The 22,214-nt window shown below is 62.8% G+C and carries 25 protein-coding genes; 10 read left to right on the top strand and 15 right to left on the bottom strand.

Annotated features, from left to right (window positions below; all coding sequences use genetic code 11):
- Window positions 1-18: 18 nt before the first annotated feature.
- The 6 genes from G4G27_RS09845 to G4G27_RS09820 form a co-directional block, all read right to left on the bottom strand.
- The gene (locus G4G27_RS09845; protein WP_183113156.1) at window positions 19-684 is read right to left on the bottom strand and encodes a hypothetical protein; all 666 of its coding nucleotides are present in this window, start codon (window positions 682-684) and stop codon (window positions 19-21) included.
- 168 nt (window positions 685-852) lie between these two features.
- Complete coding sequence (locus G4G27_RS09840; protein ID WP_183113155.1) at window positions 853-1,761, bottom strand: PAS domain-containing protein; 909 nt, start codon at window positions 1,759-1,761, stop codon at window positions 853-855.
- Window positions 1,762-2,276: 515 nt separating this feature from the next.
- Window positions 2,277-4,307 carry an RNA polymerase sigma factor RpoD gene (rpoD, locus tag G4G27_RS09835; RefSeq protein ID WP_183113154.1) on the bottom strand — a complete coding sequence of 677 codons (2,031 nt, stop codon included), beginning with the start codon at window positions 4,305-4,307 and terminating at the stop codon, window positions 2,277-2,279.
- Entirely contained in the window at window positions 4,307-6,220 is a 1,914-nt protein-coding gene (gene dnaG / locus G4G27_RS09830; protein WP_183113153.1) for a DNA primase, read from the bottom strand. Before dnaG ends, rpoD begins: the two co-directional genes overlap by 1 nt.
- Entirely contained in the window at window positions 6,217-6,642 is a 426-nt protein-coding gene (locus G4G27_RS09825; protein ID WP_183113152.1) for a DUF559 domain-containing protein, read from the bottom strand. The genes dnaG and G4G27_RS09825 overlap by 4 nt, the downstream gene beginning before the upstream one ends.
- 39 nt (window positions 6,643-6,681) lie before the next feature.
- Entirely contained in the window at window positions 6,682-7,134 is a 453-nt protein-coding gene (locus tag G4G27_RS09820) for a GatB/YqeY domain-containing protein (RefSeq protein WP_183113151.1), read from the bottom strand.
- A gap of 129 nt (window positions 7,135-7,263) precedes the next feature.
- Between G4G27_RS09820 and carA the strand changes: the two genes are divergently transcribed.
- Window positions 7,264-8,535 (top strand): glutamine-hydrolyzing carbamoyl-phosphate synthase small subunit, encoded by a 1,272-nt coding sequence (carA, locus tag G4G27_RS09815; RefSeq protein ID WP_183113150.1) that lies wholly within the window; start codon window positions 7,264-7,266, stop codon window positions 8,533-8,535.
- Complete coding sequence (locus G4G27_RS09810; protein WP_183113149.1) at window positions 8,532-8,837, top strand: hypothetical protein; 306 nt, start codon at window positions 8,532-8,534, stop codon at window positions 8,835-8,837. Before carA ends, G4G27_RS09810 begins: the two co-directional genes overlap by 4 nt.
- A 93-nt stretch (window positions 8,838-8,930) precedes the next feature.
- On the opposite strand, the gene G4G27_RS09805 is transcribed toward G4G27_RS09810, so the two are convergent.
- A complete protein-coding gene (locus tag G4G27_RS09805) occupies window positions 8,931-9,341 on the bottom strand; it encodes a PIN domain-containing protein (protein ID WP_183113148.1) in 411 nt (136 codons plus the stop codon).
- On the bottom strand, window positions 9,331-9,606 hold the full coding sequence (locus tag G4G27_RS09800) for a plasmid stabilization protein (protein WP_183113147.1): 276 nt from the start codon (window positions 9,604-9,606) through the stop codon (window positions 9,331-9,333). Before G4G27_RS09800 ends, G4G27_RS09805 begins: the two co-directional genes overlap by 11 nt.
- A gap of 347 nt (window positions 9,607-9,953) precedes the next feature.
- Between G4G27_RS09800 and carB the strand changes: the two genes are divergently transcribed.
- The 3 genes from carB (at window position 9,954) to G4G27_RS09785 (ending at window position 14,483) form a co-directional block, all read left to right on the top strand.
- A complete protein-coding gene (gene carB, locus G4G27_RS09795; protein ID WP_183113146.1) occupies window positions 9,954-13,289 on the top strand; it encodes a carbamoyl-phosphate synthase large subunit in 3,336 nt (1,111 codons plus the stop codon).
- Between the two features lie 82 nt (window positions 13,290-13,371).
- Window positions 13,372-13,848: a transcription elongation factor GreA gene (gene greA / locus G4G27_RS09790; RefSeq protein WP_034161200.1), complete on the top strand. Its 477-nt coding sequence runs from the start codon at window positions 13,372-13,374 to the stop codon at window positions 13,846-13,848.
- On the top strand, window positions 13,815-14,483 hold the full coding sequence (locus tag G4G27_RS09785; protein WP_183113145.1) for a rhomboid family intramembrane serine protease: 669 nt from the start codon (window positions 13,815-13,817) through the stop codon (window positions 14,481-14,483). Before greA ends, G4G27_RS09785 begins: the two co-directional genes overlap by 34 nt.
- Window positions 14,484-14,509: 26 nt before the next feature.
- On the opposite strand, the gene G4G27_RS09780 is transcribed toward G4G27_RS09785, so the two are convergent.
- The 5 genes from G4G27_RS09780 to G4G27_RS09760 all read right to left on the bottom strand — a co-directional run bounded on the left by G4G27_RS09780 (window position 14,510) and on the right by G4G27_RS09760 (window position 16,436).
- Complete coding sequence (locus G4G27_RS09780) at window positions 14,510-14,737, bottom strand: DUF4170 domain-containing protein (RefSeq protein ID WP_183113144.1); 228 nt, start codon at window positions 14,735-14,737, stop codon at window positions 14,510-14,512.
- Between the two features lie 62 nt (window positions 14,738-14,799).
- On the bottom strand, window positions 14,800-15,234 hold the full coding sequence (locus tag G4G27_RS09775; RefSeq protein ID WP_183113143.1) for a hypothetical protein: 435 nt from the start codon (window positions 15,232-15,234) through the stop codon (window positions 14,800-14,802).
- Window positions 15,231-15,617 (bottom strand): DUF3618 domain-containing protein, encoded by a 387-nt coding sequence (locus G4G27_RS09770; RefSeq protein WP_183113142.1) that lies wholly within the window; start codon window positions 15,615-15,617, stop codon window positions 15,231-15,233. Before G4G27_RS09770 ends, G4G27_RS09775 begins: the two co-directional genes overlap by 4 nt.
- A complete protein-coding gene (locus tag G4G27_RS09765; protein WP_183113141.1) occupies window positions 15,614-15,967 on the bottom strand; it encodes a phage holin family protein in 354 nt (117 codons plus the stop codon). The genes G4G27_RS09770 and G4G27_RS09765 overlap by 4 nt, the downstream gene beginning before the upstream one ends.
- Window positions 15,968-15,986: 19 nt before the next feature.
- Entirely contained in the window at window positions 15,987-16,436 is a 450-nt protein-coding gene (locus G4G27_RS09760) for a hypothetical protein (protein WP_244624627.1), read from the bottom strand.
- Here G4G27_RS09760 and G4G27_RS09755 point away from each other — a divergent pair.
- The 3 genes from G4G27_RS09755 (at window position 16,420) to G4G27_RS09745 (ending at window position 18,405) form a co-directional block, all read left to right on the top strand.
- A complete protein-coding gene (locus tag G4G27_RS09755; protein ID WP_183113140.1) occupies window positions 16,420-16,596 on the top strand; it encodes a hypothetical protein in 177 nt (58 codons plus the stop codon). The two genes, G4G27_RS09760 and G4G27_RS09755, sit on opposite strands and share 17 nt — an antisense overlap.
- Before the next feature lie 152 nt (window positions 16,597-16,748).
- Entirely contained in the window at window positions 16,749-18,026 is a 1,278-nt protein-coding gene (eno, locus tag G4G27_RS09750) for a phosphopyruvate hydratase (RefSeq protein WP_183113139.1), read from the top strand.
- A gap of 148 nt (window positions 18,027-18,174) precedes the next feature.
- Entirely contained in the window at window positions 18,175-18,405 is a 231-nt protein-coding gene (locus tag G4G27_RS09745; RefSeq protein WP_345940681.1) for a septum formation initiator family protein, read from the top strand.
- On the opposite strand, the gene G4G27_RS09740 is transcribed toward G4G27_RS09745, so the two are convergent.
- Window positions 18,402-18,821: a hypothetical protein gene (locus tag G4G27_RS09740; RefSeq protein WP_202049679.1), complete on the bottom strand. Its 420-nt coding sequence runs from the start codon at window positions 18,819-18,821 to the stop codon at window positions 18,402-18,404. The two genes, G4G27_RS09745 and G4G27_RS09740, sit on opposite strands and share 4 nt — an antisense overlap.
- A 158-nt stretch (window positions 18,822-18,979) precedes the next feature.
- On the opposite strand from G4G27_RS09740, the gene G4G27_RS09735 reads away from it, so the two are divergent.
- Window positions 18,980-19,822, top strand: coding sequence for a chromate resistance protein ChrB domain-containing protein (locus tag G4G27_RS09735; protein ID WP_183113138.1), 843 nt, complete (start codon window positions 18,980-18,982; stop codon window positions 19,820-19,822).
- Window positions 19,822-21,234 carry a chromate efflux transporter gene (gene chrA / locus G4G27_RS09730; RefSeq protein WP_183113137.1) on the top strand — a complete coding sequence of 471 codons (1,413 nt, stop codon included), beginning with the start codon at window positions 19,822-19,824 and terminating at the stop codon, window positions 21,232-21,234. Before G4G27_RS09735 ends, chrA begins: the two co-directional genes overlap by 1 nt.
- Window positions 21,235-21,277: 43 nt before the next feature.
- On the opposite strand, the gene G4G27_RS09725 is transcribed toward chrA, so the two are convergent.
- Window positions 21,278-22,150, bottom strand: coding sequence for an alpha/beta hydrolase (locus G4G27_RS09725; protein ID WP_183113136.1), 873 nt, complete (start codon window positions 22,148-22,150; stop codon window positions 21,278-21,280).
- Window positions 22,151-22,214 lie beyond the last annotated feature (64 nt).

Here is a 22,214-nt window from a genome sequence, read left to right as displayed (position 1 = left end):
AGCGCGCTATTTTAGCGATTATAGATGATCGCGTGCGCTCGCTCGGGCTTCGAGCAAGTCCCAGAGCCCGCGATGCTGAGCGAGCAATTGCTGCGCGCCGAATGCCATCGCGCGTTCGACACCGGGTGTTTCGCCAAGCGAAGCGGCTACGGTGGCGATCTCGGCTTCGATCGGCAGCGCCGAGGGCGGGGGCGTGACGCCGAACCGGTCGGCGGCGGCGTCCAGCGTGACGCGGATCGCTTTCCAGTCGAGTATCAGCGCGATCGCTGCACCGGTTGCGCAGCCGGCGCGTTCGGACTGGGCGAGCATTTCCAGCGCGTGGCGCTGGCCGACCACGGCCGCTTCGGATTCGGCCTGACCGGGTGTGGAGGGCAGGGGGCCCGCAGCGGCGGTAAGCGTGGCGAGATAATTGCGTTCCACCGCGAAGCCGTCGGCCGCTTCGACCAGCCAGTCGAGCGCCCGCGGTTGTGCGTTGCGGCTCGCGGCAAGATCGATCACGCCGGGATGCGCGCCGTGGAGCGCACAGAGCGTATGGACGCAATCTGCGAAATCGCGCACCGCGACTTGCCGCTTGGCAAGGGTTCGCGGCATCGGATGCGTCGCGCTGCCATCGGCGTCAGCGAGCAGGGCAATGACCCCCCAACCGCTGTCGCGCCTTAAGCTGTGTGCCGAATCGAAAGCCATGTTTCCCCGAGTGCTGTGTGTACGAGCCGGACAATACCGGCTCGAACCTCTCTGTCGGGTCAGTGGATATACCGAAGCACGTAAAGACCTGGTGTATTAGCGATTAAGCCTGTCTCAACTACATTGCTTGAGCCAGCGTGCCTGGGCGCGGGCTGATTGGTGGACCGCTCACGCTGCCTGTTGTGAGACGATCATCGCCGATACCGCCTCGATCGCCGCACCGCGCCGCAGCGCGGCCAGGCCGATTCGGACCGGCACGGGCTCGCCACGATTGACCAACAGCGTGCCGGCGACTGCCCGCGGGTGACCACCGGCGATCACCTCCTCGATCGATTCTGCCACCGCAACACGCGAAGCGATGTCGAGCAGCGTCACGAAGCGGACGCTGGACAAGGCCTCGGTCGACAGGCCGGAAAGGCCCGCGAGCGGCGCGTCGGGCCGGTCGATATAACCACGCAGGTTGATCCGCACGCTGGCCATACCCGGGATCGCGGCGATCGTCTCGCTGGTGGCGCGGTGTTCGGCCTCGGCATCGCGCAGATCGCTGGTGACGGTCACGTCATGGACGAACAACGCCACGCCGCCGGGATGCGGCTTGATCGCGATCGTCAGGCTGCGATTGCCATAGCGGGCCGAGGGCAAGTCGAGCGATTCCTCAAGTCCGGAGCTTGCGACGCGGTGGATCGCCTCGGCGAGGAAAAGACGCGCGGCATCCGGTCCGATCAGGTCGATCGCACGGCCCGGTTCGACCGATGCGCCAAAATAACCGCGTGCGGACCGGCTGGCCGCGGTGATGCGCAGATCGGCATCGGCGATGACGATCATATCGTCGACCGCATCAAGCAACGCTGTGATGCCCATGTCGCGATCACCGGCACCGGCGGCGTGCGGTGCGCACAGTGCGTCCATCACATCGACCGAGGTCAGGATCAGCCGGGGTCGGCCGCGATGCAGTATATAGATTGGCGAGCGCATCGCGCGCTCCTGCCAGATACCGAAATGGCGGACGAGATCCGATGCGGTGACGATATGATCACGGGGCGGATCGAACGAAATGATCTCTGCGGTGGTGTTCATGGCGTGATTGAGACCCTCCCGATCGATCGGCGCAAGGCGATCCATCCAAAGCGGTCGAGATCGCTACATGGTTATCGGAGAATTCCTCCGTAATGGACCAAGTTCACTCCAAAAGCTGCGGAGATCGTTGATCCGGCGTCGCAAAATATGAATTTAGCCGCCGGCGCATGGTTCCGTCACGGTAAAGATAGCTATTCTACAACAAGACCACGGCAGGGAGAACGGCAGGCGCCGGGCATCCCGGGCCGAGGTCCTTTAGCCTGGCGCACATCCCGCGCGCTCGGCACAATGGCCGGCACATCTTCCCAACGGGGGACGTGCGGCCCCGGCGGAAGAATGGTCCCCTTCCGCCGGGGTTTCATTGCGACCGCTGACCGAACGCCGTGCGGCACGTCCCGCCTCAAATGATGCATATGCGAAAGAGCCGGCCAGGGGCCTTGATGGCACCCTGTCCGGCTCTGTGTGCGGCCGTCGCCGGCAGTATCGTTGACGTGCCCGGCCTGTTGGCGAGACGATTACTGGTCGAGGAAGCTGCGCATTTTCCGCGAACGGCTCGGATGCTTGAGTTTGCGCAGCGCCTTGGCTTCGATCTGGCGAATACGCTCGCGCGTCACGCTGAACTGCTGGCCCACTTCTTCCAGCGTATGATCGGTGTTCATGCCAATGCCGAAGCGCATGCGCAGCACGCGTTCCTCACGCGGGGTCAGGCTCGCCAGGACCCGCGTAACGGTTTCCTTGAGGTTCGCCTGGATCGCCGCATCGACCGGAATGATCGCGTTCTTGTCCTCGATGAAATCGCCGAGATGCGAATCCTCCTCGTCGCCGATCGGCGTTTCGAGGGAGATCGGCTCCTTGGCGATCTTCATCACCTTGCGGACCTTTTCGAGCGGCATCGACAGGCGCTCAGCCATTTCCTCGGGCGTGGGCTCGCGGCCCTGCTCGTGGAGGAACTGGCGGCTGGTCCGCACCAGCTTGTTGATCGTTTCGATCATGTGCACCGGAATACGGATGGTGCGCGCCTGATCGGCGATCGAACGCGTGATCGCCTGACGGATCCACCACGTCGCATAGGTCGAGAACTTGTAGCCGCGGCGATATTCGAACTTATCCACCGCTTTCATCAGGCCAATATTGCCCTCCTGGATCAGATCCAGGAACTGCAGCCCGCGATTGGTGTATTTCTTGGCGATCGAGATGACCAGGCGCAGGTTCGCCTCGACCATTTCCTTCTTGGCGATCCGCGCCTCGCGCTCGCCCTTCTGCACCATGTTGACGATGCGGCGGAACTCAGCGAGGCTCATGCCGGTCGCCTGGCTGATCTCAGCGATCTCCATGCGAATCCGGTCGACCGCGTCGGTCTCATTCTCGACGAAGGCAGTCCATTTCTTGTCGAGCTTGCCCAGGCCGGCGATCCACTGCTCGTCCAACTCATGGCCGATATAGCGGTCGAGGAAATCCTTGCGCGGCACCTTGTGGCGCTCGGCGAGGCGCAGCATCTGACCGCCCAGGGCGGTCAGGCGCCGGTTGAAGGCATAGAGCTGATCGACGAGATATTCGATCTTGGCATTGTGGAACTGGACGCTCTCCACTTCCGCGGTGAGGTCTTCACGCAGCTTGTGGTACTTGCGCTCGTCCGCGGACGACAATTCGCCGCCGGCACCCATCGCTTCAAGGCGCTGCTGCTGCACGCGCGAGAATTTCTTGTACAGCGCGGTGATGCTCGCGAAACGCTCCAGCGCCTGCGGTTTCAGCTGCTCTTCCATCTGCGCGAGGGAGAGGGTGTTGTCTTCCTCCTCGTCATCGGACGGACGCGGCGTACGCCGCTCCTGCATCGAATCCTCTTCCTCTTCGGCCGGGGATTCCTCGGGCTCTTCTTCTTCCTTGAAGGACGGGCCGGCGGTCTTTTCGGAGATTTCGCCCGCTGAACCATCATCGTCGTCGCTGAGCGATTCGGGCGCGGGATCCTTCGACAGCATGGCGTCGAGATCGAGGATCTCGCGCAACTGCATCGTGCCTTCGTTCAGCGCGTTCGACCAGTCGATGATCGCGTTGAAGGTGATCGGGCTTTCGCACAGCCCGAGGATCATCGTGTCGCGGCCGGCCTCGATCCGCTTGGCGATGGCGATTTCGCCCTCGCGGCTGAGCAGCTCGACCGCGCCCATCTCGCGCAAATACATGCGCACCGGATCGTCGGTACGATCGATGACTTCTTTTTTCTTTACGTCGAGCGCGGGGGCGCTTTCCTCGGCGGTATCGACCGATTCGACCTCATCCTCGGCCTGCTCATTGTCTTCGCCATCTTCGCCCGCCTCGTCATTCTCGACGATGTTGACGCCCATTTCATTGAGCGCGGACATGACGTCTTCCAACTGATCGGAAGACATCTGGTCCTGCGGCAGCGCTTCGTTGAGCTGCTCGTACGTGATGTAGCCACGCTTTTTGGCGCGGGCGACCAGCTTCTTGATCGACGCGTCGTTCAAGTCGATCAGCGGAGCGTCGCTGTTTTCGGTCGTGTCAGCGCCGTCCGCCATATCAGTCTTCGCCATTAATTGCCCTCGGTACTAAAAGCCCTGGCGTCTTCGTTCGCCTGCACCAGATTTGCAAGCCGAGCGTCGAGCGCCTGTTGTTCCTTCACCAGCGCGATCTGTCGTTCGTATGCCGCGTTCCAATCGAACGCCGCATCAGAATAACGCGCCTGCATCGTCGCCGTTGCCTCGGCCAGTGCCGCATCCACTTCAGGTCGAGCCACCAGGATCGCGATCGCCTCGTCGAGGTCGTCGCGAGCCCTTTCCGGCTCTGCATCCTTTTGCGTAAACGAACACGATAATTGATCGGCCCGCAGCAGGTCGTGCGCGATTATATCAAATTCAGATGACGCCAATATGGTGAGAAGGCCCTCGCTATCAAGCGCCCCGCCATTATTTGCATCTTCGACCGCCAAATCTATCACTGCTTCGAACAATCGCCCAAGCGCGCCATCGGCCAGTTTCAGTGATCCGAGAACCTCCATGTGCCGCGCGATTTCGGCTGGATGACGAATCAGGCCGGCGAGCACCGCCTTGGCCAGGATCCGGTCGATACCGGTGACGCCGACACCTTTTACGCGTTCGGAGACGGGGCCGATCGGCGCTTTCCACTTGTCCTTGGGGCCGCCGCGCTTGCCCGGCTGGAAGGGCGGGCGCGGCGTCCATTCCTTGCGCTCGCGCTCATAAAGTTTTTCGAAGCGACGGCGGAATTCGGCAAGATATTCGGTGCGCACGTCCTGATCGGCGATCGCATTGGCCAGTTCGGTGAAGCGCCGCTTGAACCCGGCCTTTTGTTCAGGCGTGTTGAGCGGCTCGGCGGCGAGTTCATGCGACCAGAGCCGATCGACCAAAGGTTCGGCGGCCTGGATCAGTGCCTCGAACGCAGGCGCGCCCTTGGCGCGGACCAGATCGTCGGGGTCCTGGCCTTCGGGTAAAGTCACGAAGGCGAGGCTGCGGCCCGGGCCGAGCATCGGCATGGCGCGGTTGGCGGCGCGGATCGCGGCCTTTTGCCCGGCCGAATCGCCATCGAAGCACAGGATCGGCACGTCGGACAGGCGCCATAGCCGTTCGAGCTGCGCCTCGGTCAACGCGGTGCCGAGCGGCGCGACCGCCTCGCCGAAACCGGCCTGGGCGAGCGCGATGACGTCCATATAACCCTCCACGACGAGGATCCGGTTCGCCTTGCGGCTCGCGGCGGCGGCCTTGTCGAGATTGTAGAGCGTGCGCCCCTTGTCGAAGAGCGGCGTTTCCGGCGAGTTGAGATATTTCGGCTCACCATCCCCAATGATCCGCCCGCCAAACGCCACCGTGCGCCCGCGCGGGTCGCGGATCGGGATCATCAGCCGGCCACGGAAGCGATCGTACGGCTCCTTGCCTTCGACCGAAATCAGCAGGCCGGACTCGACCAGCAGCGGATCGCCATAGTCTTTCAGCGCATCCTTCAGCTTGCCGCGCGAATCGGGGGCGAAACCAAGCGAGAACTCCTTGGCGGTCGCCGCCTTGATGCCGCGCTTTTCGAGGATCGCGCGCGCTTCGGCGCCGGCGATGCCGTTCAGCTGGTCGGTGAACCAGGTCGCGGCATCGGCACAAACCTCATGCAGCCCCTTGGCGCGCTCGGCCTTCTCCGCCGATTGCCGGTCCATCGCGGGCAATTCCATGCCGGCGGCCTGGGCAAGCTCCTTGACCGCATCCATGAACGGTAGCCCGCGCTGGTCGGTCAGCCATTTGATCGCATCGCCATGCGCCGAGCAGCCGAAGCAGTGATAAAAGCCCTTGTCGTCGTTGACATAGAAGCTCGGCGTCTTCTCATTGTGGAACGGACAGCAGGCGCGATACTCCTTGCCGGCCTTTTGCAGTTTGGTGGTGCGCCCGATCAGCGCCGACAGGAGCGTGCGGGTGCGGAGCTCATCGAGGAATTGCGGGGAAAGACTCACGATTTGTCCCCGACGATCGTGGAGCGCGCACCAAAGCTCCCCTCCCGCTCGCGGGAGGGGTTGGGGGAGGGCCTGTCCGCCAATGCTTGCTCAATTTTGGCCACCACGCCTTCGATGCTCTCCATCACGTCATTGTTCCAGAACCGAATGACGCGAAATCCATGTGATTCTATATAACGGGTTCGCGTGCGGTCAGTTTCGGCATTCCAGTCATGCTGGCCGCCATCGACCTCAATCACCAGCTTCGCGCCGCGTGAGACGAAATCGCAGATGAACGGACCGATCGGCACTTGGCGATTAAAACGGGCGCCCGCGATTTTTCGCGCGCTGAGATGCGCCCAGAGCCGGCGCTCGGCATCAGTAGCGTTGGCGCGCAATTCGCGGGCGCGCATCGTTGGTCTTGCGTAACCCTTGTCCGACATGCCCTCCCCCCAACCCCTCCCGCAGGCGGGAGGGGAGAATTAACCCAACGCCGCCTTCACCAGCCCGCTCGCCTTGCTCATATCCAGCGTCGTCGCATGCCGCGCCTTAAGCTCCGCCATCACGCGCCCCATATCCTTCATGCCGCTCGCACCCAGCTCAACCTTGATCGCCTCGATCGCCGACGACGTATCCGCCTCGTTCATTTGCTGCGGCAGGAACGCCTCGATCACCGCGATTTCCGCCGCTTCCGCATCGGCCAGCTCCTGACGCCCGCCCTTGACGAACATCTCGATCGATTCGCGGCGCTGCTTGACCATTTTCTGCAGCACTTCGACGACCAGCGCGTCATCACTCTCGGGCGCTTTGCCGACCCGCGCTTCGATGTCGCGATTCTTGATCTGCGACTGGACAAGGCGGAGCGTGGCAGTGCCGGCCTTGTCCCCGCCCTTCATGGCGGTGACGAGCGCGGTCTTGATGTCGTCGCGAATCATTTTAACGTCCTTCGAAGGCAATCCTTGCACCTAGCCGAAGCCGCGTATCTTTAACAGATTGACGCATGGGGCGCACACCTCTAGCTCCCGCCCCTTAGCGACATTGAAACACTTGGAGTGCCCGCCACGATGGCCGACGCCAAACCTATTGCTGTGCCCGAAGGAGCCACGGGGGTCTTGGTCCTCGCATCCGGGGACGTGGCGTGGGGCCGTGGTTTCGGCGCGGAAGGGACCGCCGTTGGCGAAGTCTGCTTCCACACCGCGATGACCGGATACCAGGAGGTGATGACCGATCCCTCCTTTGCCGGGCAGATCATCACCTTCACATTCCCGCATATCGGCAATGTCGGTGCGAACCCTGAGGATCTCGAGGCAAACGACCCGCATGCGCTCGGCATCATCGTGCGCGAGGATGTGACCGAACCATCCAATTTCCGCGCGGTCGAGCGGCTCGACAGCTGGATGAAGACGCACGACCGGATCGGCCTGGCCGGGATCGACACCCGTGCGCTGACGCGGCGCATTCGTGCCGGCGGCGCGCCCAACGGCGTGATCGCGCATTCCGCGAGCGGCGAGTTCGATATTCCCAAGCTGCTCGAAATGGCCCGCAGCTGGCCCGGTCTCGAAGGCATGGACCTGGCGATCGAAGTCACGACCCAGACGCATTACGGCTGGGAAGGCGGCATCTGGCGCCTCGGCGCCGGCTACGACGACACCTCTTCCCCCCTCCCGCTCGCGGGAGGGGCCGGGGGTGGGCTCCCGACCTCCACGATCGACAACGCTGGCGGTGAGCGCGAGCCCACCCCTCAATCCCCTCCCGCAAGCGAGAGGGGAGGCGATAGACCCCACATCGTCGCGATCGACTACGGCGCCAAGCGCAACATCTACCGCAACCTCGTCGCCGCAGGCGCCAAGGTCAGCGTCCTTCCCGCGACCGCGACCTTTGACCAGGTCATGGCGCTCAAGCCCGACGGCATCTTCCTGTCCAACGGCCCGGGCGATCCCGCCGCGACTGGCGAATATGCCGTGCCGGTGATCAGGCAATTGCTCGAAACGCGCATCCCGCTGTTCGGCATCTGTCTCGGCCACCAGCTGCTCGGCCTCGCGATCGGCGCAGAGACGACCAAGATGTTCCAGGGCCATCGCGGCGCCAACCACCCGGTCAAGCGTCTCAGCGACGGCGCGGTCGAGATTACCTCCATGAACCACGGCTTCGCAGTGATCAGCGAGACGCTGCCGGCAACGGCGCGCGAGACGCATGTCTCGCTGTTCGACGGTAGCAATGCCGGCTTTGAACTGACCGACCGGCCCGCCTTCAGCGTGCAATATCACCCCGAGGCAAGCCCGGGTCCGCAGGATAGCCTGTACCTGTTCGAAAAGTTCGTGAGTTCGTTGACGTGAAGAAGATCTGGCTTCTCGCGCTCGCCGGTCTGTCGACCGGATGCACACCTCCGGCCACCAACGATAAATCCGTCTCCGTGCGTCAACAAAAAATCGCTTCGCTAAACGCCATTTCTCAAAAGTGCGGTTTGCCTCAATCTGCGCTCACGCTCGAACGTGAGGATGATATTCACTTCCAGCCTCCTCCGACCGCCAGGTACGAGTCGTTCGATTGTGCGCTGACCGAACTGCGGAAGTCGAAGTTTCCCAAGTTGGGCTTTGTCGGCAACGAACAGTACGTCGTCGAAGGCAACAGCCAGTAATGCCCAAGCGCACCGACATTTCCTCACTATTCGTCGTCGGTTCCGGCCCGATCGGTCAGGCGAGCGCGTTCGATCGTACGTCCGCGCCGTCGATCAATCGTCCCACGGGTTGATGATGGCCGCGCCTGTCCTCGCCATGTCGGAGACATTCCCGGTCACCAACGGCATTTCCGCCGCGATGGCCTGTGACGCGATCAGCAAGTCGATATCGGCGATGGGTTGGCCGATCGCCTCCAGGCCCGCCTTGGTCTTCCCCCACACCACCGCGGTCGCCATGTCCGGACTGAGGACACGGTCGCCGCATCGCGCAAGAATAGCGTCGAGGAAGCCGATCATCCGGTCGCGGCGCGCCGGGTCGGGCGCACTGTCGATGCCATATTCGATTTCGGCAAGCACGATGGTCGACAGGAAACAGCGCGCGCTGTTCTCGGCCAGGAACGCGACCACTTTCGGCTCGGGCCGGCGCCGCGCCAGTTCGATCCAGATATTGGTATCAATCAGCACCGAATATCTCGCGCTGTTCGGTGGCCTTGCCACTGCGCTCGGGCTGCGGCAGTTCGACGCCGTCCGCGATCGCGATCAGATGGTCGACCCACGCCTCGCCCGACATCGCCCGGATGCGTGCGGCGCGGTCGGCGTCCGTCGGGGCATAAGTCCGCTCGAGCAGCGCCCTGATCTCCGCCTCGATCGAGCGGCCGTTCCTGGCGGCCGTCACGCGGATGCTTTCCTTGACGGCATCATCGACATTTCGAACCGTAATGAAACCCATCGCCCGTCCTCCCAGCATCATCCGCTGCCGGCAGTGCATCCACTGCATACAATGAATGCATTGCAGTCAATGTATGCACCTAATCCGGCCCGGACAATGGCTCAAAGCCTCGCCATTTCTCCACAGCGCTTGCCCAATATATTTCGCAACCTATTGAAATTAAATGATATGGCCGTGAATTCGGTCGGCCCCACCAAAAGATGTGGCACATTCCGGTGTGCCATATCTCCCGCCGATGGCCGCTTTCCGCGCCGCGACGGTGCGATTCAATTTGTCGCGCCTCCCGGCTATGCGACAACGCTCGATGACCTCGCCCCTCGGCACAAAACAAAGAAACAGACGCGATAATGCCAAAACGTACCGACATCTCCTCCATCCTCGTCATTGGCGCCGGTCCGATCGTGATCGGCCAGGCGTGCGAGTTCGATTATTCCGGCACGCAGGCGATCAAGGCGCTGCGCGAGGAGGGGTATCGCATCATCCTGGTCAATTCGAACCCGGCGACGATCATGACCGATCCCGAACTGGCCGATGCGACCTATGTCGAGCCGATCACGCCCGAGATCGTCGCCAAGATCATCGCCAAGGAACGCCCTGACGCGGTGCTGCCGACAATGGGCGGGCAGACTGCGCTCAACACCGCACTGGCGCTGTTCAACGACGGCACGCTGGAAAAATACGGCGTGCAGATGATCGGTGCCGATGCCGAGGCGATCGACAAGGCCGAGGATCGGCAGAAATTCCGCGAGGCGATGGACCGTATCGGTCTTGAAAGCGCGCGCTCGGCGATAGCGCATACGGTCGATGAAGCGCTCGCCGGGCTTGAGCGCACCGGCCTGCCGGCGATCATCCGCCCCAGCTTCACCATGGGCGGCTCGGGCGGCGGCATAGCCTATAATCGCGAGGAATTCGAGGAGATCGTCCGCAAGGGCCTCGACGCGTCGCCGACCACCGAGGTGCTGATCGAGGAATCGCTGCTCGGCTGGAAAGAATATGAGATGGAGGTCGTGCGCGACCGCAACGACAATTGCATCATCATCTGTTCGATCGAGAATATCGACCCGATGGGCGTCCATACCGGCGATTCCATCACCGTCGCGCCGGCGCTGACGCTGACCGACAAGGAATATCAGATCATGCGCAACGCGAGCATCGCGTGCCTGCGTGAGATCGGCGTCGAGACCGGCGGCTCCAACGTGCAGTTCGCGGTCAATCCGAAGGACGGTCGCCTGATCGTGATCGAGATGAACCCGCGCGTGTCGCGCTCCTCGGCGCTCGCTTCCAAGGCGACCGGCTTCCCGATCGCCAAGGTCGCGGCGAAGCTGGCGGTCGGCTACACGCTCGATGAGATCACCAACGACATCACCGGCGCGACGCCGGCCTCGTTCGAACCGACGATCGACTATGTCGTGACCAAGATCCCGCGCTTCGCATTCGAGAAGTTCAAGGGCGCGGAACCGATCCTGTCGACCGCGATGAAGTCGGTCGGCGAAGTGATGGCGATCGGCCGCAACATCCATGAATCGATGCAGAAGGCACTGCGCGGGCTGGAAACCGGCCTGTCGGGCTTCAACATGATCGAGGCGCTGCAGGGCGCGCCACGTGCGGAAATCGAGGCGGCTTTGGCGCGCGCCACGCCCGACCGGTTGCTCGTGGCGGCGCAGGCGCTGCGCGAGGGTTTCACTGTCGCCGAAGTCCACGCGATCGCCAAGTACGATCCATGGTTCCTGGAGCGGATTGCCGAGATCATCGCGGCCGAGAACCATATCTGCTCCAACGGCCTGCCGCGCGACGCAGGTGGCATGCGCAAGCTCAAGTCGATGGGCTTCAGCGATAAACGGCTGGCCTATCTCGCGCTGCAATCGGCCAATCTGCGCGGCGGCAGCGCGCGTGGCATCGCCCGTGGGTCGGGGCTGATCCATGAAGCGGTCAAGGCGATGACCGGCGGCGTGACCGAGGATGAAGTGCGTAGCCTGCGTCACAAGCTCGGCGTGCGGCCAGTGTTCAAGCGCATCGACACTTGCGCGGCGGAGTTCGACGCCAAGACGCCATATATGTACTCGACCTATGAAGCGCCGAGCTTTGGCGAGCCGGAATGCGAGAGCCAGCCGAGCGATCGCAAGAAGATCGTCATTCTGGGCGGCGGGCCGAACCGGATCGGGCAGGGGATCGAATTCGATTATTGCTGCTGCCACGCCTGCTTCGCGCTGGAAGAGGCGGGTTATGAAACGATCATGGTCAACTGCAATCCGGAGACGGTGTCGACCGATTACGACACGTCGGACCGGCTGTATTTCGAACCACTGACCGCTGAGGATGTGCTCGAAATCCTCCATGTCGAGCAGCAAAAGGGCGAGCTGGTCGGCGTGATCGTCCAGTTCGGCGGCCAGACGCCGCTCAACCTGGCGCGCGCGCTCGAAGCGGCGGGCATCCCGATCCTCGGCACCAGTCCCGACGCGATCGATCTGGCCGAGGACCGCGAGCGTTTCTCCGCGCTGGTCACCAAGCTCGGGCTGTTGCAGCCGGCCAATGGCATGGCGCGTAGCCGCGACGAGGCGATCGCGGTCGCCGAGCGCATCGGCTATCCGGTGCTGATGCGGCCAAGCTATGTGCTTGGCGGGCGCGCGATGGAGATCGTCGATTCGCCCGGGCAGCTCGACGACTATATCCAGACCGCGGTTCAGGTATCGGGCGATTCGCCGGTGCTGATCGACCAGTATCTGCGCGACGCGATCGAGGTCGATGTCGATGCGATCTGCGACGGTACCGACGTGACCGTCGCCGGCGTGCTCCAGCATATCGAGGAAGCCGGCGTTCATTCGGGCGACAGCGCATGCTCGATTCCGCCTTACAGCCTGTCCGACGCGATCATCGCCGAGATCGAGCGCCAGACCGTCGCGTTGGCGCATGCGCTGTCGGTGGTCGGGCTGATGAACATCCAGTTCGCGGTCAAGGATGGCCTGGTTTACCTGATCGAGGTCAATCCGCGCGCCAGCCGCACCGTGCCGTTCGTTGCCAAGGCAATCGGCGCGCCGGTCGCCAAGATCGCCGCGCGCGTGATGGCGGGAGAGAAGCTCGCCGACTTGCCGAAGATCGATCGACACATCGATTATTATGCGGTCAAGGAAGCGGTCTTCCCGTTCAATCGCTTCCCCGGGGTCGATCCGGTGCTCTCACCGGAAATGAAGTCAACCGGCGAAGTCATGGGAATTGATAGTAATTTCTCGATCGCTTTTGCCAAGGCCGAACTCGGCGCGGGCACCGTGCTGCCGCGTTCGGGAACCGTCTTCGTCAGCGTCAAGCCGAGTGACAAATCGGTTATCCTGCCCGGCGCGAAGCAGCTTGCCGAGCTTGGCTTCAAGATCGTCGCGACCGACGGGACGGCCAATTTCCTTGCGGCGAACGGTGTGCCGGTCGAGCGTATCAACAAGGTGGCGCAAGGCCGGCCGCATATTGTCGACCGGATGAAGGACGGCGGGATCGACCTGGTGTTCAACACCACGGAGGGGTGGCAGTCGCTGAAAGACTCGCAACCGATCCGCGCCGCGGCGCTGGTGCAGAAGATTCCGCACTTCACCACCGCACCCGCCAGTGTCGAAGCGGCACAGGCGATTGCGGCGCTTGCAACGCACGACCTTGAAGTAAGGCCGTTGCAATCCTATTATTCGCACTCGCACAACTAATTCCCCACATGAGAACAACGTGCGGGCGGGCCCCTCAGGGTCGGCCAACGGGGAATTTTTCGAAGACGAAGGACTGTAAGGGATGGCGACCGTCGAAAAAATGCCGATGCTGCAAGAAGGCTATGAGAAGCTCAATGCGGACCTGAAACGGCTGAAAGCGGAACGCCCGCAGATCGTCGATGCGATCGAGGAAGCGCGCGCGCATGGCGACCTTTCCGAAAACGCCGAATATCATGCCGCCAAGGAGCGGCAGGGCCAGATCGAAGCGTCGATCAGCGATATCGAGGACAAATTGTCCCGCGCTCAGGTGATCGATCCGAAGGAATTGTCGGGCGACAAGGTCGTGTTCGGCGCAACCGTCACGCTGCTCGACGAGGATGAGAAGCCGGTAAAGTATCAGATCGTCGGTCAGACCGAGGCGGATGCCAAGGGCGGTCGCATCTCGTACAATTCGCCGCTCGGCCGTGGCCTGATCGGCCGTAAGGTCGATGAAGAGGTCGAAGTGACCGTGCCCTCGGGCGACCGTTGGTACGTCGTGTCGAAGATCGAATTCATCTGAACGGGATCGATCTTCCCCGCGGACGCTTCACCGATGCGCTGATTGCGCTGTCGGTGTTCGTATTGCTGTTGTCCGCGTCGGTCTTCGGTCTGCTCGCGGCGTCGATGATGTTCGGCTTCAGCCCGCAGCTGTTCCTGGCCGGCGCGTGGCGCGACGATCCGTTCTGGTCGTGGCTGTCGCCGCTCGCCTCGGCCTTTCTGGCGCGCGATTTCGTGTCGCCGATCTTTAACCTCATTTTCCTGCTGATCGCCGGACGCTTCGTTGAAAAGGCGATCAGGCCCGTCGGGCTGGGCATCGTTTTCCTCGCCGGAGCCTATGGCGGCGCGCTTGCGCGGCTGATCCTGACACCGAACTCGCTGCTGCCCAGCGCCGGGCTTGAGCCGGCGGTGTTCGCGGTGCTCGGCGCGTATTTCATGCTCTATGGCGTGCCGCGCGCGATTCCGATCGCGCAAGGGCATAGCCGCTCGATCCAGATCGCGATCCTCGCCGGCATTTGGCTGGCGATCCAGATCGTTTTTCAGGTCGTCGCGCAGAATTTCGAGATGTCGGTCTCGATCGTCGAACCGATCGGCGGACTCATCGCGGGCGTCGCGCTCGCCAAGCCATTGCTCGCCTGGCAGTACCGCAAGGCTTAAATCCGCCCCGTGCCGGGGAGGAGCTATTAAGCAGGTGGCGCCAACAAATCCGGCTCAAGCAGGCGGTGGAGATGAACCACCACGAACTTCATACCGGCATCATCGACCGTGCGTTGCGCAGCCGCGCGCCATGCCTTTTCGGCGCTGGCATAATCCTGAAACATGCCGACGATCTCGATCGAGTCGAGATCGTCGAAGTCGAGAGTACGCGGGTCGCTGACGCGGCCGCCGAAGACGAGGTGGAGTTTGCTCATATGCGTTTCCCGGGGAAGGAGTCGCGCATGTCCTTAGAGAGTGGTTGCGCTCGATTGAAGCGCTATTCCTTCTTGGTGGTCTTTGCCGCCGCCGCACCGGCGGTCGCCAGCGCCTTGACCACGCCGCCAAGCAGCTTGCCCGCCTGATCGCGCGCCGCATTCTTGTTCAGGCCAAGCGAGTCGAGTTCGGCCTTGCCGGCATCGCGCGCCGCCTTGGCCGCGGCGCCCGTGGTGTCGGCGATGCGCTTGCCGACCGGTGCGAGCAATTTACCCTCGCGCTCGCTGCGCGGCAGCAGCGCGCCGAGCACCGCACCCAGCGCGATTCCGCCGGCGAGCACCGCTACGGGATTGGATTGGAGGCTGTCGGCCGTGCTGCGTGCGGTATCCAGCGCATTCTTGCGGCTTTTGCGCAGCGCCTTGGCCGCCTTGTCATAGGTTTTTTCCATCGCGCTGCGCTTCACGGGTTTTGCGGCATGGGTTGCGGTCGCTTCGGTCATGTCTCGGTCCTCTTGCCACGGGCGCTGGCCCGTTCATTGGTCAAACTCGTTGGCGGGGCAGGGGTTGCATTGGTGTCGACGTCGGATGGGGGCTCGCTCAATTCGCTGATCAGCTTAGACAGGGGCTTGCGCGCCAGGAAGATGCCGACCGCCGTCGCAGCGCCGGCAAGGGTCAGGGGATGGCGTTTCGCTGCCTCCAGCCCTTCGCGCGCCATTTCCTGACCGGTTTCCTTCAACTCCTGGATCGCCTCGCGCGCCAGCGCCTTGGGGTTGAGCCGTGCCTGTAACTCGACCAGCGTGCCGGCGAGCCGCTCGCGCGCTTCCACGGAGCGCATCTTCGCGAAGACGAGGTCCGGTTCGTCTGGGTCGATCCCGGCGCTCATTCCGCATGATCCTTGATCGCGGTGACCTTGCGGATCTTGTCGATCGCGATCTTGACCAGCACCCCGGCAATGGCCAGCCCCGATCCGATGACGATGACGATCGCCCAGGCCGGACCGATCACGGGTACCAGGATCAGCACCAGCCCGACGAACAGTGCGATAAACGCACTCTGCGCGAGCAGAAAGGCGGTTACGCCAAGCAGGATCGCGGCCTTGGCGTCGCCGATCCGGTCGAACAATTGCGCGCGATAAAGCCGGATCTCGGCCCGCACGAAACGCTCGGCATCGTCGATCAACCGCGAGAACAGCGCCGCAATGCTGTTCTCGTCGGGCGACGGTTGATCGTCCATATTACCCCCGAAACTCGAACTAGGCTTTATCGTCGGTCGTGCGATCCGCTGCATCAAGGCCCGACTTGATCAGCCGAACGAGCACGAATCCGACCGCCGCCGCCGTGCCGATTGCGATCGCCGGACTTTTCTTCACGAAGCCACGCGCATCGCTGATCAGGTCGTCGATTCCCTTCGACTTCAGCGATTCGGAAAAGCCCGACACCGCCTCGGCGGCGGAGCGCGCATATTGACCATATTGCGCGCCGAGCTTCTCATCGACCGTACCGGCGGCGTCGTTCATCATCTTCGACAATTCGTCGAGCGCGCCGCCCGCGCGCGCCTTGCCGTCCTCGGCATAGCTGCGTGCCTTGGTGCCGGCATCCTTGGTGAATTTCGCCGCTCCGTCCTTCAGTGCCTGTGCGGAAATCGGGCTGGCGTCCGTGGCTGGCTTGGCGGTGGTCGGGTTTTCGATGGTGGTGGTATCCACGGTGGGACCTTTCAGCGGTTTTGCGGGCTTCGGTTTGGGGGTTGGCTTCGCCTTGGCCGATGAGGCGCCGTTGAGCGCTTTCCTCGGCGTGGCGCTGGTGGCGGCCTTCTTTACCGGCGTGGCCGGCTTCGGAGCTTTGGGAGCGTCTTCGGCCATGTGAACCCTTTCTCGAGTGTCGTTACGATCAACCGGCAAGACCGGCTTCCGGTTCCATCGGCCACCTGCGAATTGCCGCATGCGCGGTTAGCCGATAGAGGCTCGGCCGAATTCACCGCAACGCTGGTGCCCGCCCACGATTAGAAGGATCGTTCCGTGACCGCAATCATCGACATTCATGCTCGCCAGATCATCGACAGCCGCGGCAACCCGACGGTCGAGGTCGATGTCATGCTTGAGGACGGCAGCTTCGGTCGCGCGGCGGTGCCCTCGGGTGCTTCGACCGGCGCGCATGAAGCGGTCGAGAAGCGTGACGGCGACAAGAGCCGCTGGCTCGGCAAGGGCGTGCAGGCGGCGGTCGACGCGGTCAATTCGGAGATCGCATCGGTCGTGCTCGGCATCGACGCCGAGGACCAGGCCGATGTCGACCGGGCGATGATCGAGCTGGACGGCACGCCTAACAAAGCGCGGCTTGGTGCCAACGCGATCCTCGGCGTGAGCCTCGCAACCGCCAAGGCGGCGGCGGACGCTCGCGGCCTGCCGCTGTACCGTTATGTCGGTGGCGTCGCCGCGCATGTTCTGCCGGTGCCAATGATGAATATCATCAATGGCGGTGAACATGCTGACAATCCGATCGATTTCCAGGAATTCATGATCGTGCCGGTGGGCGCGGATTCGCTGTTCGAGGCGGTGCGTTGCGGTTCGGAGATTTTCCACACACTGAAAAAGGGTTTGCACGATAAGGGTCTGGCGACCTCGGTCGGCGACGAGGGCGGCTTCGCGCCGAACATCGCCAGCACCAGCGATGCGCTCGATTTCATCATGAAGTCGATCGAGCAGGCGGGTTATACGCCGGGCGACGATGTGATGATCGCGCTCGATTGCGCCGCAACCGAGTTCTTCAAAAACGGCAAATACGACATCTCGGGCGAGAACAAGATCCTGTCGAGCCATGAAATGGCGGAGTATCTCGCCGATTTGACCCGCCGCTACCCGATCTTCTCGATCGAGGATGGCATGGCCGAGGATGATTTCGAAGGCTGGAAAGCGCTTACCGACTTGGTCGGCAAGAAAGTGCAATTGGTCGGCGACGATCTGTTCGTCACCAATCCCAAGCGCTTGAAGCAGGGCATCACCGATGGCCTGGCCAATTCGCTGCTGGTCAAGGTTAATCAGATCGGCACGCTGACTGAGACGCTCGAAGCGGTCTCGATGGCCAATCGCGCCGGTTACACCGCAGTGATGTCGCACCGCTCGGGCGAAACCGAGGATTCGACCATCGCCGACCTCGCGGTCGCGACCAATTGCGGGCAAATCAAGACCGGCAGCCTCGCGCGTTCCGACCGGTTGGCCAAATACAACCAGCTGATCCGCATCGAGGAAGAACTGGGTGACGCCGGTCGTTATGCCGGTCGCGACGTGCTGCGCGGCTAAGCAATCGCCGCAACATGGTAAATTAAAGCTTGATCCGCGAGTCGCGCGGGTTAAGAATCACGCAATGACAAAGCGTTCTCCCTTACGCCTCATGCTCCGCCGGGCCATTGGTCCGGCGGTTCTATTGATCGTGATGGCGGTTTTCGGGATGTACGCTGTGCTCGGCCCCAATGGCGCGCGCGCTTATGGCGATATCAAGCGTCAGTTGAGCAAGCGGGACGTCGAACTCGCCGCGCTCAAGCAGAAGCGCGCCGAGTGGCAGAACCGGGTCAATCTGCTCGACCCGAACAAGGCCGACCCGGACATGGTCGACGAGCTGGTGCGCAAGAAATTGAACGTCGCGCATCCCGACGATGTCATCCTGCCGATGAAGCCTTAGCGGCACTCAGGGGCGCCAAGCTCCCGGTCACCGCGCCGCGCAACCACCTCGAAGGTTGGCGTGCCGCCGGATAATACGTCTAGGCAAGCGCTTCCCGTGACGAACTGATAGTGCACCGCCGAATTAGTTTCTTTCCATGGTTTTGACTGAGCCCGAGCAAATGCTGCTCCCTCGACGCGATAAGAAAAATGCTCGGATACCAGCCCCTCCACCAGGGTGTCTTCGGTACTCAGAGGGAACTCGTCCACGATTCTGACGATGCACTCGCGATCAAAAGTCACAAGCAATGCCCGTGCGTCATCGCCAGGCAGCGCGAACTCGGCAGTGATCCCATTACTGCGCCAATGAAATGCAAGAAGTTCGCTGTGGCTGGCCCTCAACGGCACGTTGATCTCGATCGGAAAATATCGCGTCATCAGCGCGGGATTGCAGATATCTGTGGGCGAGGAAAGCGCGGCGACAACGCAAACGCTTGACATCGGGCGGCAGAAGTTGAGTTTAGGCGCATGGGGCCTGCGATCGCCCCATGAGGCGACAGGCTGAAGTATCGCGTCCCTGAATTCGAGGACGCATCATGCCCGCAATCAACAGTATAACCATCGACAAGCTTGCCCGGCTGATCGGTACAGCCCGGTCTCCTGCGATCATCGACATTCGCGATGATGCTCATTGGGCGATCGACCCATATTATATTCCCGGTGCGCAGCGGCGTTCGGCCGCCGCGCCCGCCGCATGGGCGGGGGACTTTGCCGCACGCACGGCGGTGATCGTGTGCGAGGATGGCGGCGCGTCGAACCATGGCGTTGCTGCCTGGTTGCTTCAGGCCGGCGTGCCGGCCGAGCCGCTGGAAGGCGGGTTCGATGGCTGGAAGGCGGCAGGGCTACCGACCATCGCCGATGCGGCGGTGCCGCCACGCGACGCGACCGGCCGGACCTTGTGGGTCACCAGGGCGCGGCCAAAAGTCGATCGCTTCGCCTGCCCCTGGCTGATCCGGCGCTTTATCGATCCGGCTGCGCTCTTCCTGTTCGGATCGGCACCGGAGGTACCGGGCGTCGCCCAAAATATGGGCGCGACACCGTTCGACGTGGAAGGCGAGGGCGCGGAGTGGAACCATCGCGGCGAGCGCTGCACCTTCGATGTGATGGTCGAGGAATTCGGCCTTGCCGGACACGAACCGCTGACCCGGCTCGCCACGATCGTGCGCGGCGCCGATACCGGTCACGCCGATCTGGCGCCGGAGGCAGCCGAGTTGCTCGCCATCTCGCCCGGCCTGTCGCGCATCTATGGCGACGATCTCGAACAGCTCGACGCCGGGCTGCAAGTCTATGGCGCGCTCTATCGCTGGTGTCGCGATGCGATCGGCGAGACGCATAGCTGGACCTCGCATGTTCCCACCAAGGTGAGGGAGCGCGTGTGATGGATGCTGTTCAAGACAATTTTCCGCCCGCCGCGCCCCGCGCGGGTGCGCCGCACGGCGTTTCCCTGCGTGAGGCGTTATGGGTCTGGCTGCGTATCGCGTCGCTGTCGTTCGGCGGACCGGCCGGGCAGATCGCGCTGATGCACCGCGTGCTGGTTGAAGAGAAACGCTGGATCGGCGAGCACCGATTCCTGCACGCGCTCAACTATTGCATGCTGCTGCCCGGCCCCGAAGCGCAGCAACTCGCGACCTATATCGGCTGGTTGATGCATCGCAGGCGCGGCGGGATCATCGCGGGTGGGCTGTTCGTCCTGCCCGGTATGATCTCGATCATGACGCTTAGCTGGATCTACGCGATCTACGGCAAGCTCGGGATCATCTCGGCATTGTTCTTCGGGTTGAAGGCGGCGGTGCTGGCGATCGTACTCCAGGCGGTGGTGCGCATCGCTGGTCGTGCCTTGAAGAACCGGGTCATGTTGAGCATGGCGGCGGCCGCCTTTGTGCTGATTTTCTTTGTCGGCATACCGTTCCCGCTGATCGTTCTGGTGGCCGGTATGATCGGCTATTTCGGCGGTCGCGCTGGCATGCCCGCGTTCCAGGTCGGTGGCGGGCATGGCGCCGCCAAGGGCCGGATCGTTGAGGACGCCGAAACGCTGCTCGGCGAAGAGCTGCCCGCGCATGCGCGAATGTCGGTCCGCGACGCATTGCGCACGGCGATCGTCTGGCTGGCGCTATGGCTCGTGCCGGTCGCCATATTGATCCTGTGGCTCGGCCCGAACGATGTGTTCAGCCAGATCGCCACCTTCTTTTCGACCATGGCGATGGTCACGTTCGGCGGGGCCTATGCGGTACTCGCCTATGTCGCGCAGGAGGCGGTGCAATCCTATCACTGGCTCAAACCCGGCGAGATGCTCGACGGGCTTGGCATGGCGGAGACCACGCCGGGGCCGTTGATCATGGTGCTGCAATTCGTCGGTTTCATGGGCGCATATCGCTCGCCCGGTATGCTCTCGCCGCTGCTTGCCGGCACGCTTGGCGGATTGCTCGCGACATGGGTGACGTTCGTGCCCTGCTTCCTGTGGATATTCCTCGGTGCCCCGTTCATCGAGCGCCTGCGTGGCAACCGTGCGGTGGCCGGCGCATTATCCGCGATCACCGCCGCTGTGGTCGGCGTAATTCTCAACTTGGCGATCTGGTTCGCGATCCACACGATTTTCCGCGCCGTCACGCCGTTTCGCGCAGGACCAATACGTTGCGACGTACCAATCCTGTCGAGTGTCGATATCTGGGCGCTGTTGCTGTCGGTTACCGCAATCGTCGCGATGATCCGGTTCAAGGTTGGGGCCATTCCGACGCTGGCGGCGACCTCGTTGGCCGGGATCGCGCTCTATTTGACGGGGATAACCGGCTGACATCCGGTACGGGCGGCACTTGGCCGCCCGTACCTAGACCCGCTCAGTTTTCGATCAGGCTTGCCTCATGCTCCGTCACCCGCGTGGCACCTTTTGCGCCGAGAAAGGTCAGCAGATCGTTGGTGAAGCGGTCGCTCTCGCTCACGGTCAGGCCGTGCGGGGCGCCGTCATATTCGACCAATTGCGATCCGGCGATGCCTCTGGCCGCCTCGCGGCCGGTGGCATCGATCGGCACGGTCTTGTCTCCGGTGCCATGGACCACCAGCGTCGGCACGCGGAATGCCGCCAGATCGCCACGGAAATCAGTGTGGCCAAAGGCGTCGGCGCATTGCAGCACGCCCCTCAGCCCGGCCTGCATCGCGACATTCTGCGCCCATTGCAACTGTTCCGCGCCGACCGGGTGCGAGACCAGGCCAATGCCGTAGAAATCTTTGAAAAAGCCGGCGAAGAAGCCGTAGCGATCCTTTTTGATGCCCTCGCCGATCGCGTGCAATTGATCCTCGGGCACGCCGTGCGGATTGTCGTCGGTCTTGAGCATGTACGGCACCACCGACGAGATCAGGCCGGCGCCGACCACGCCCTTGCCGTCATGACGGCTCATATAGCGGGCAACTTCGCCACCACCCATCGAGAAGCCGACAATCACCGCATCATTGCCCGCGCCGGTTTCCTTCATGACGTCCGCCAAATCGTCGCTCAGCGTGTCGTAATCGTAGCCGCTCCATGGCTGGCCCGAACGCCCGAAGCCGCGCCGGTCATAGGCGATCGCGCGAAATCCTGACTCGGCCAGGGCCAGCGCCTGTGCATCCCAGCTATCGGCCGAGAGCGGCCAGCCATGGATCAGGATGATCGGGCGGCCATTGCCCCAATCCTTGACGTAGAGGTCGGTGCCGTCGCGAGTTTTGATATAGGGCATGGGAAACTCTCCGATTACGCGGATGGAGTATCCTGAACGAGCCGCGTCACGCGCTGTTCCGCCT

The organism is Sphingomonas sp. So64.6b (assembly GCF_014171475.1).
Taxonomy (GTDB): domain Bacteria; phylum Pseudomonadota; class Alphaproteobacteria; order Sphingomonadales; family Sphingomonadaceae; genus Sphingomonas; species Sphingomonas alpina_A.
This window is presented reverse-complemented; position numbering and strand designations above follow the sequence as displayed.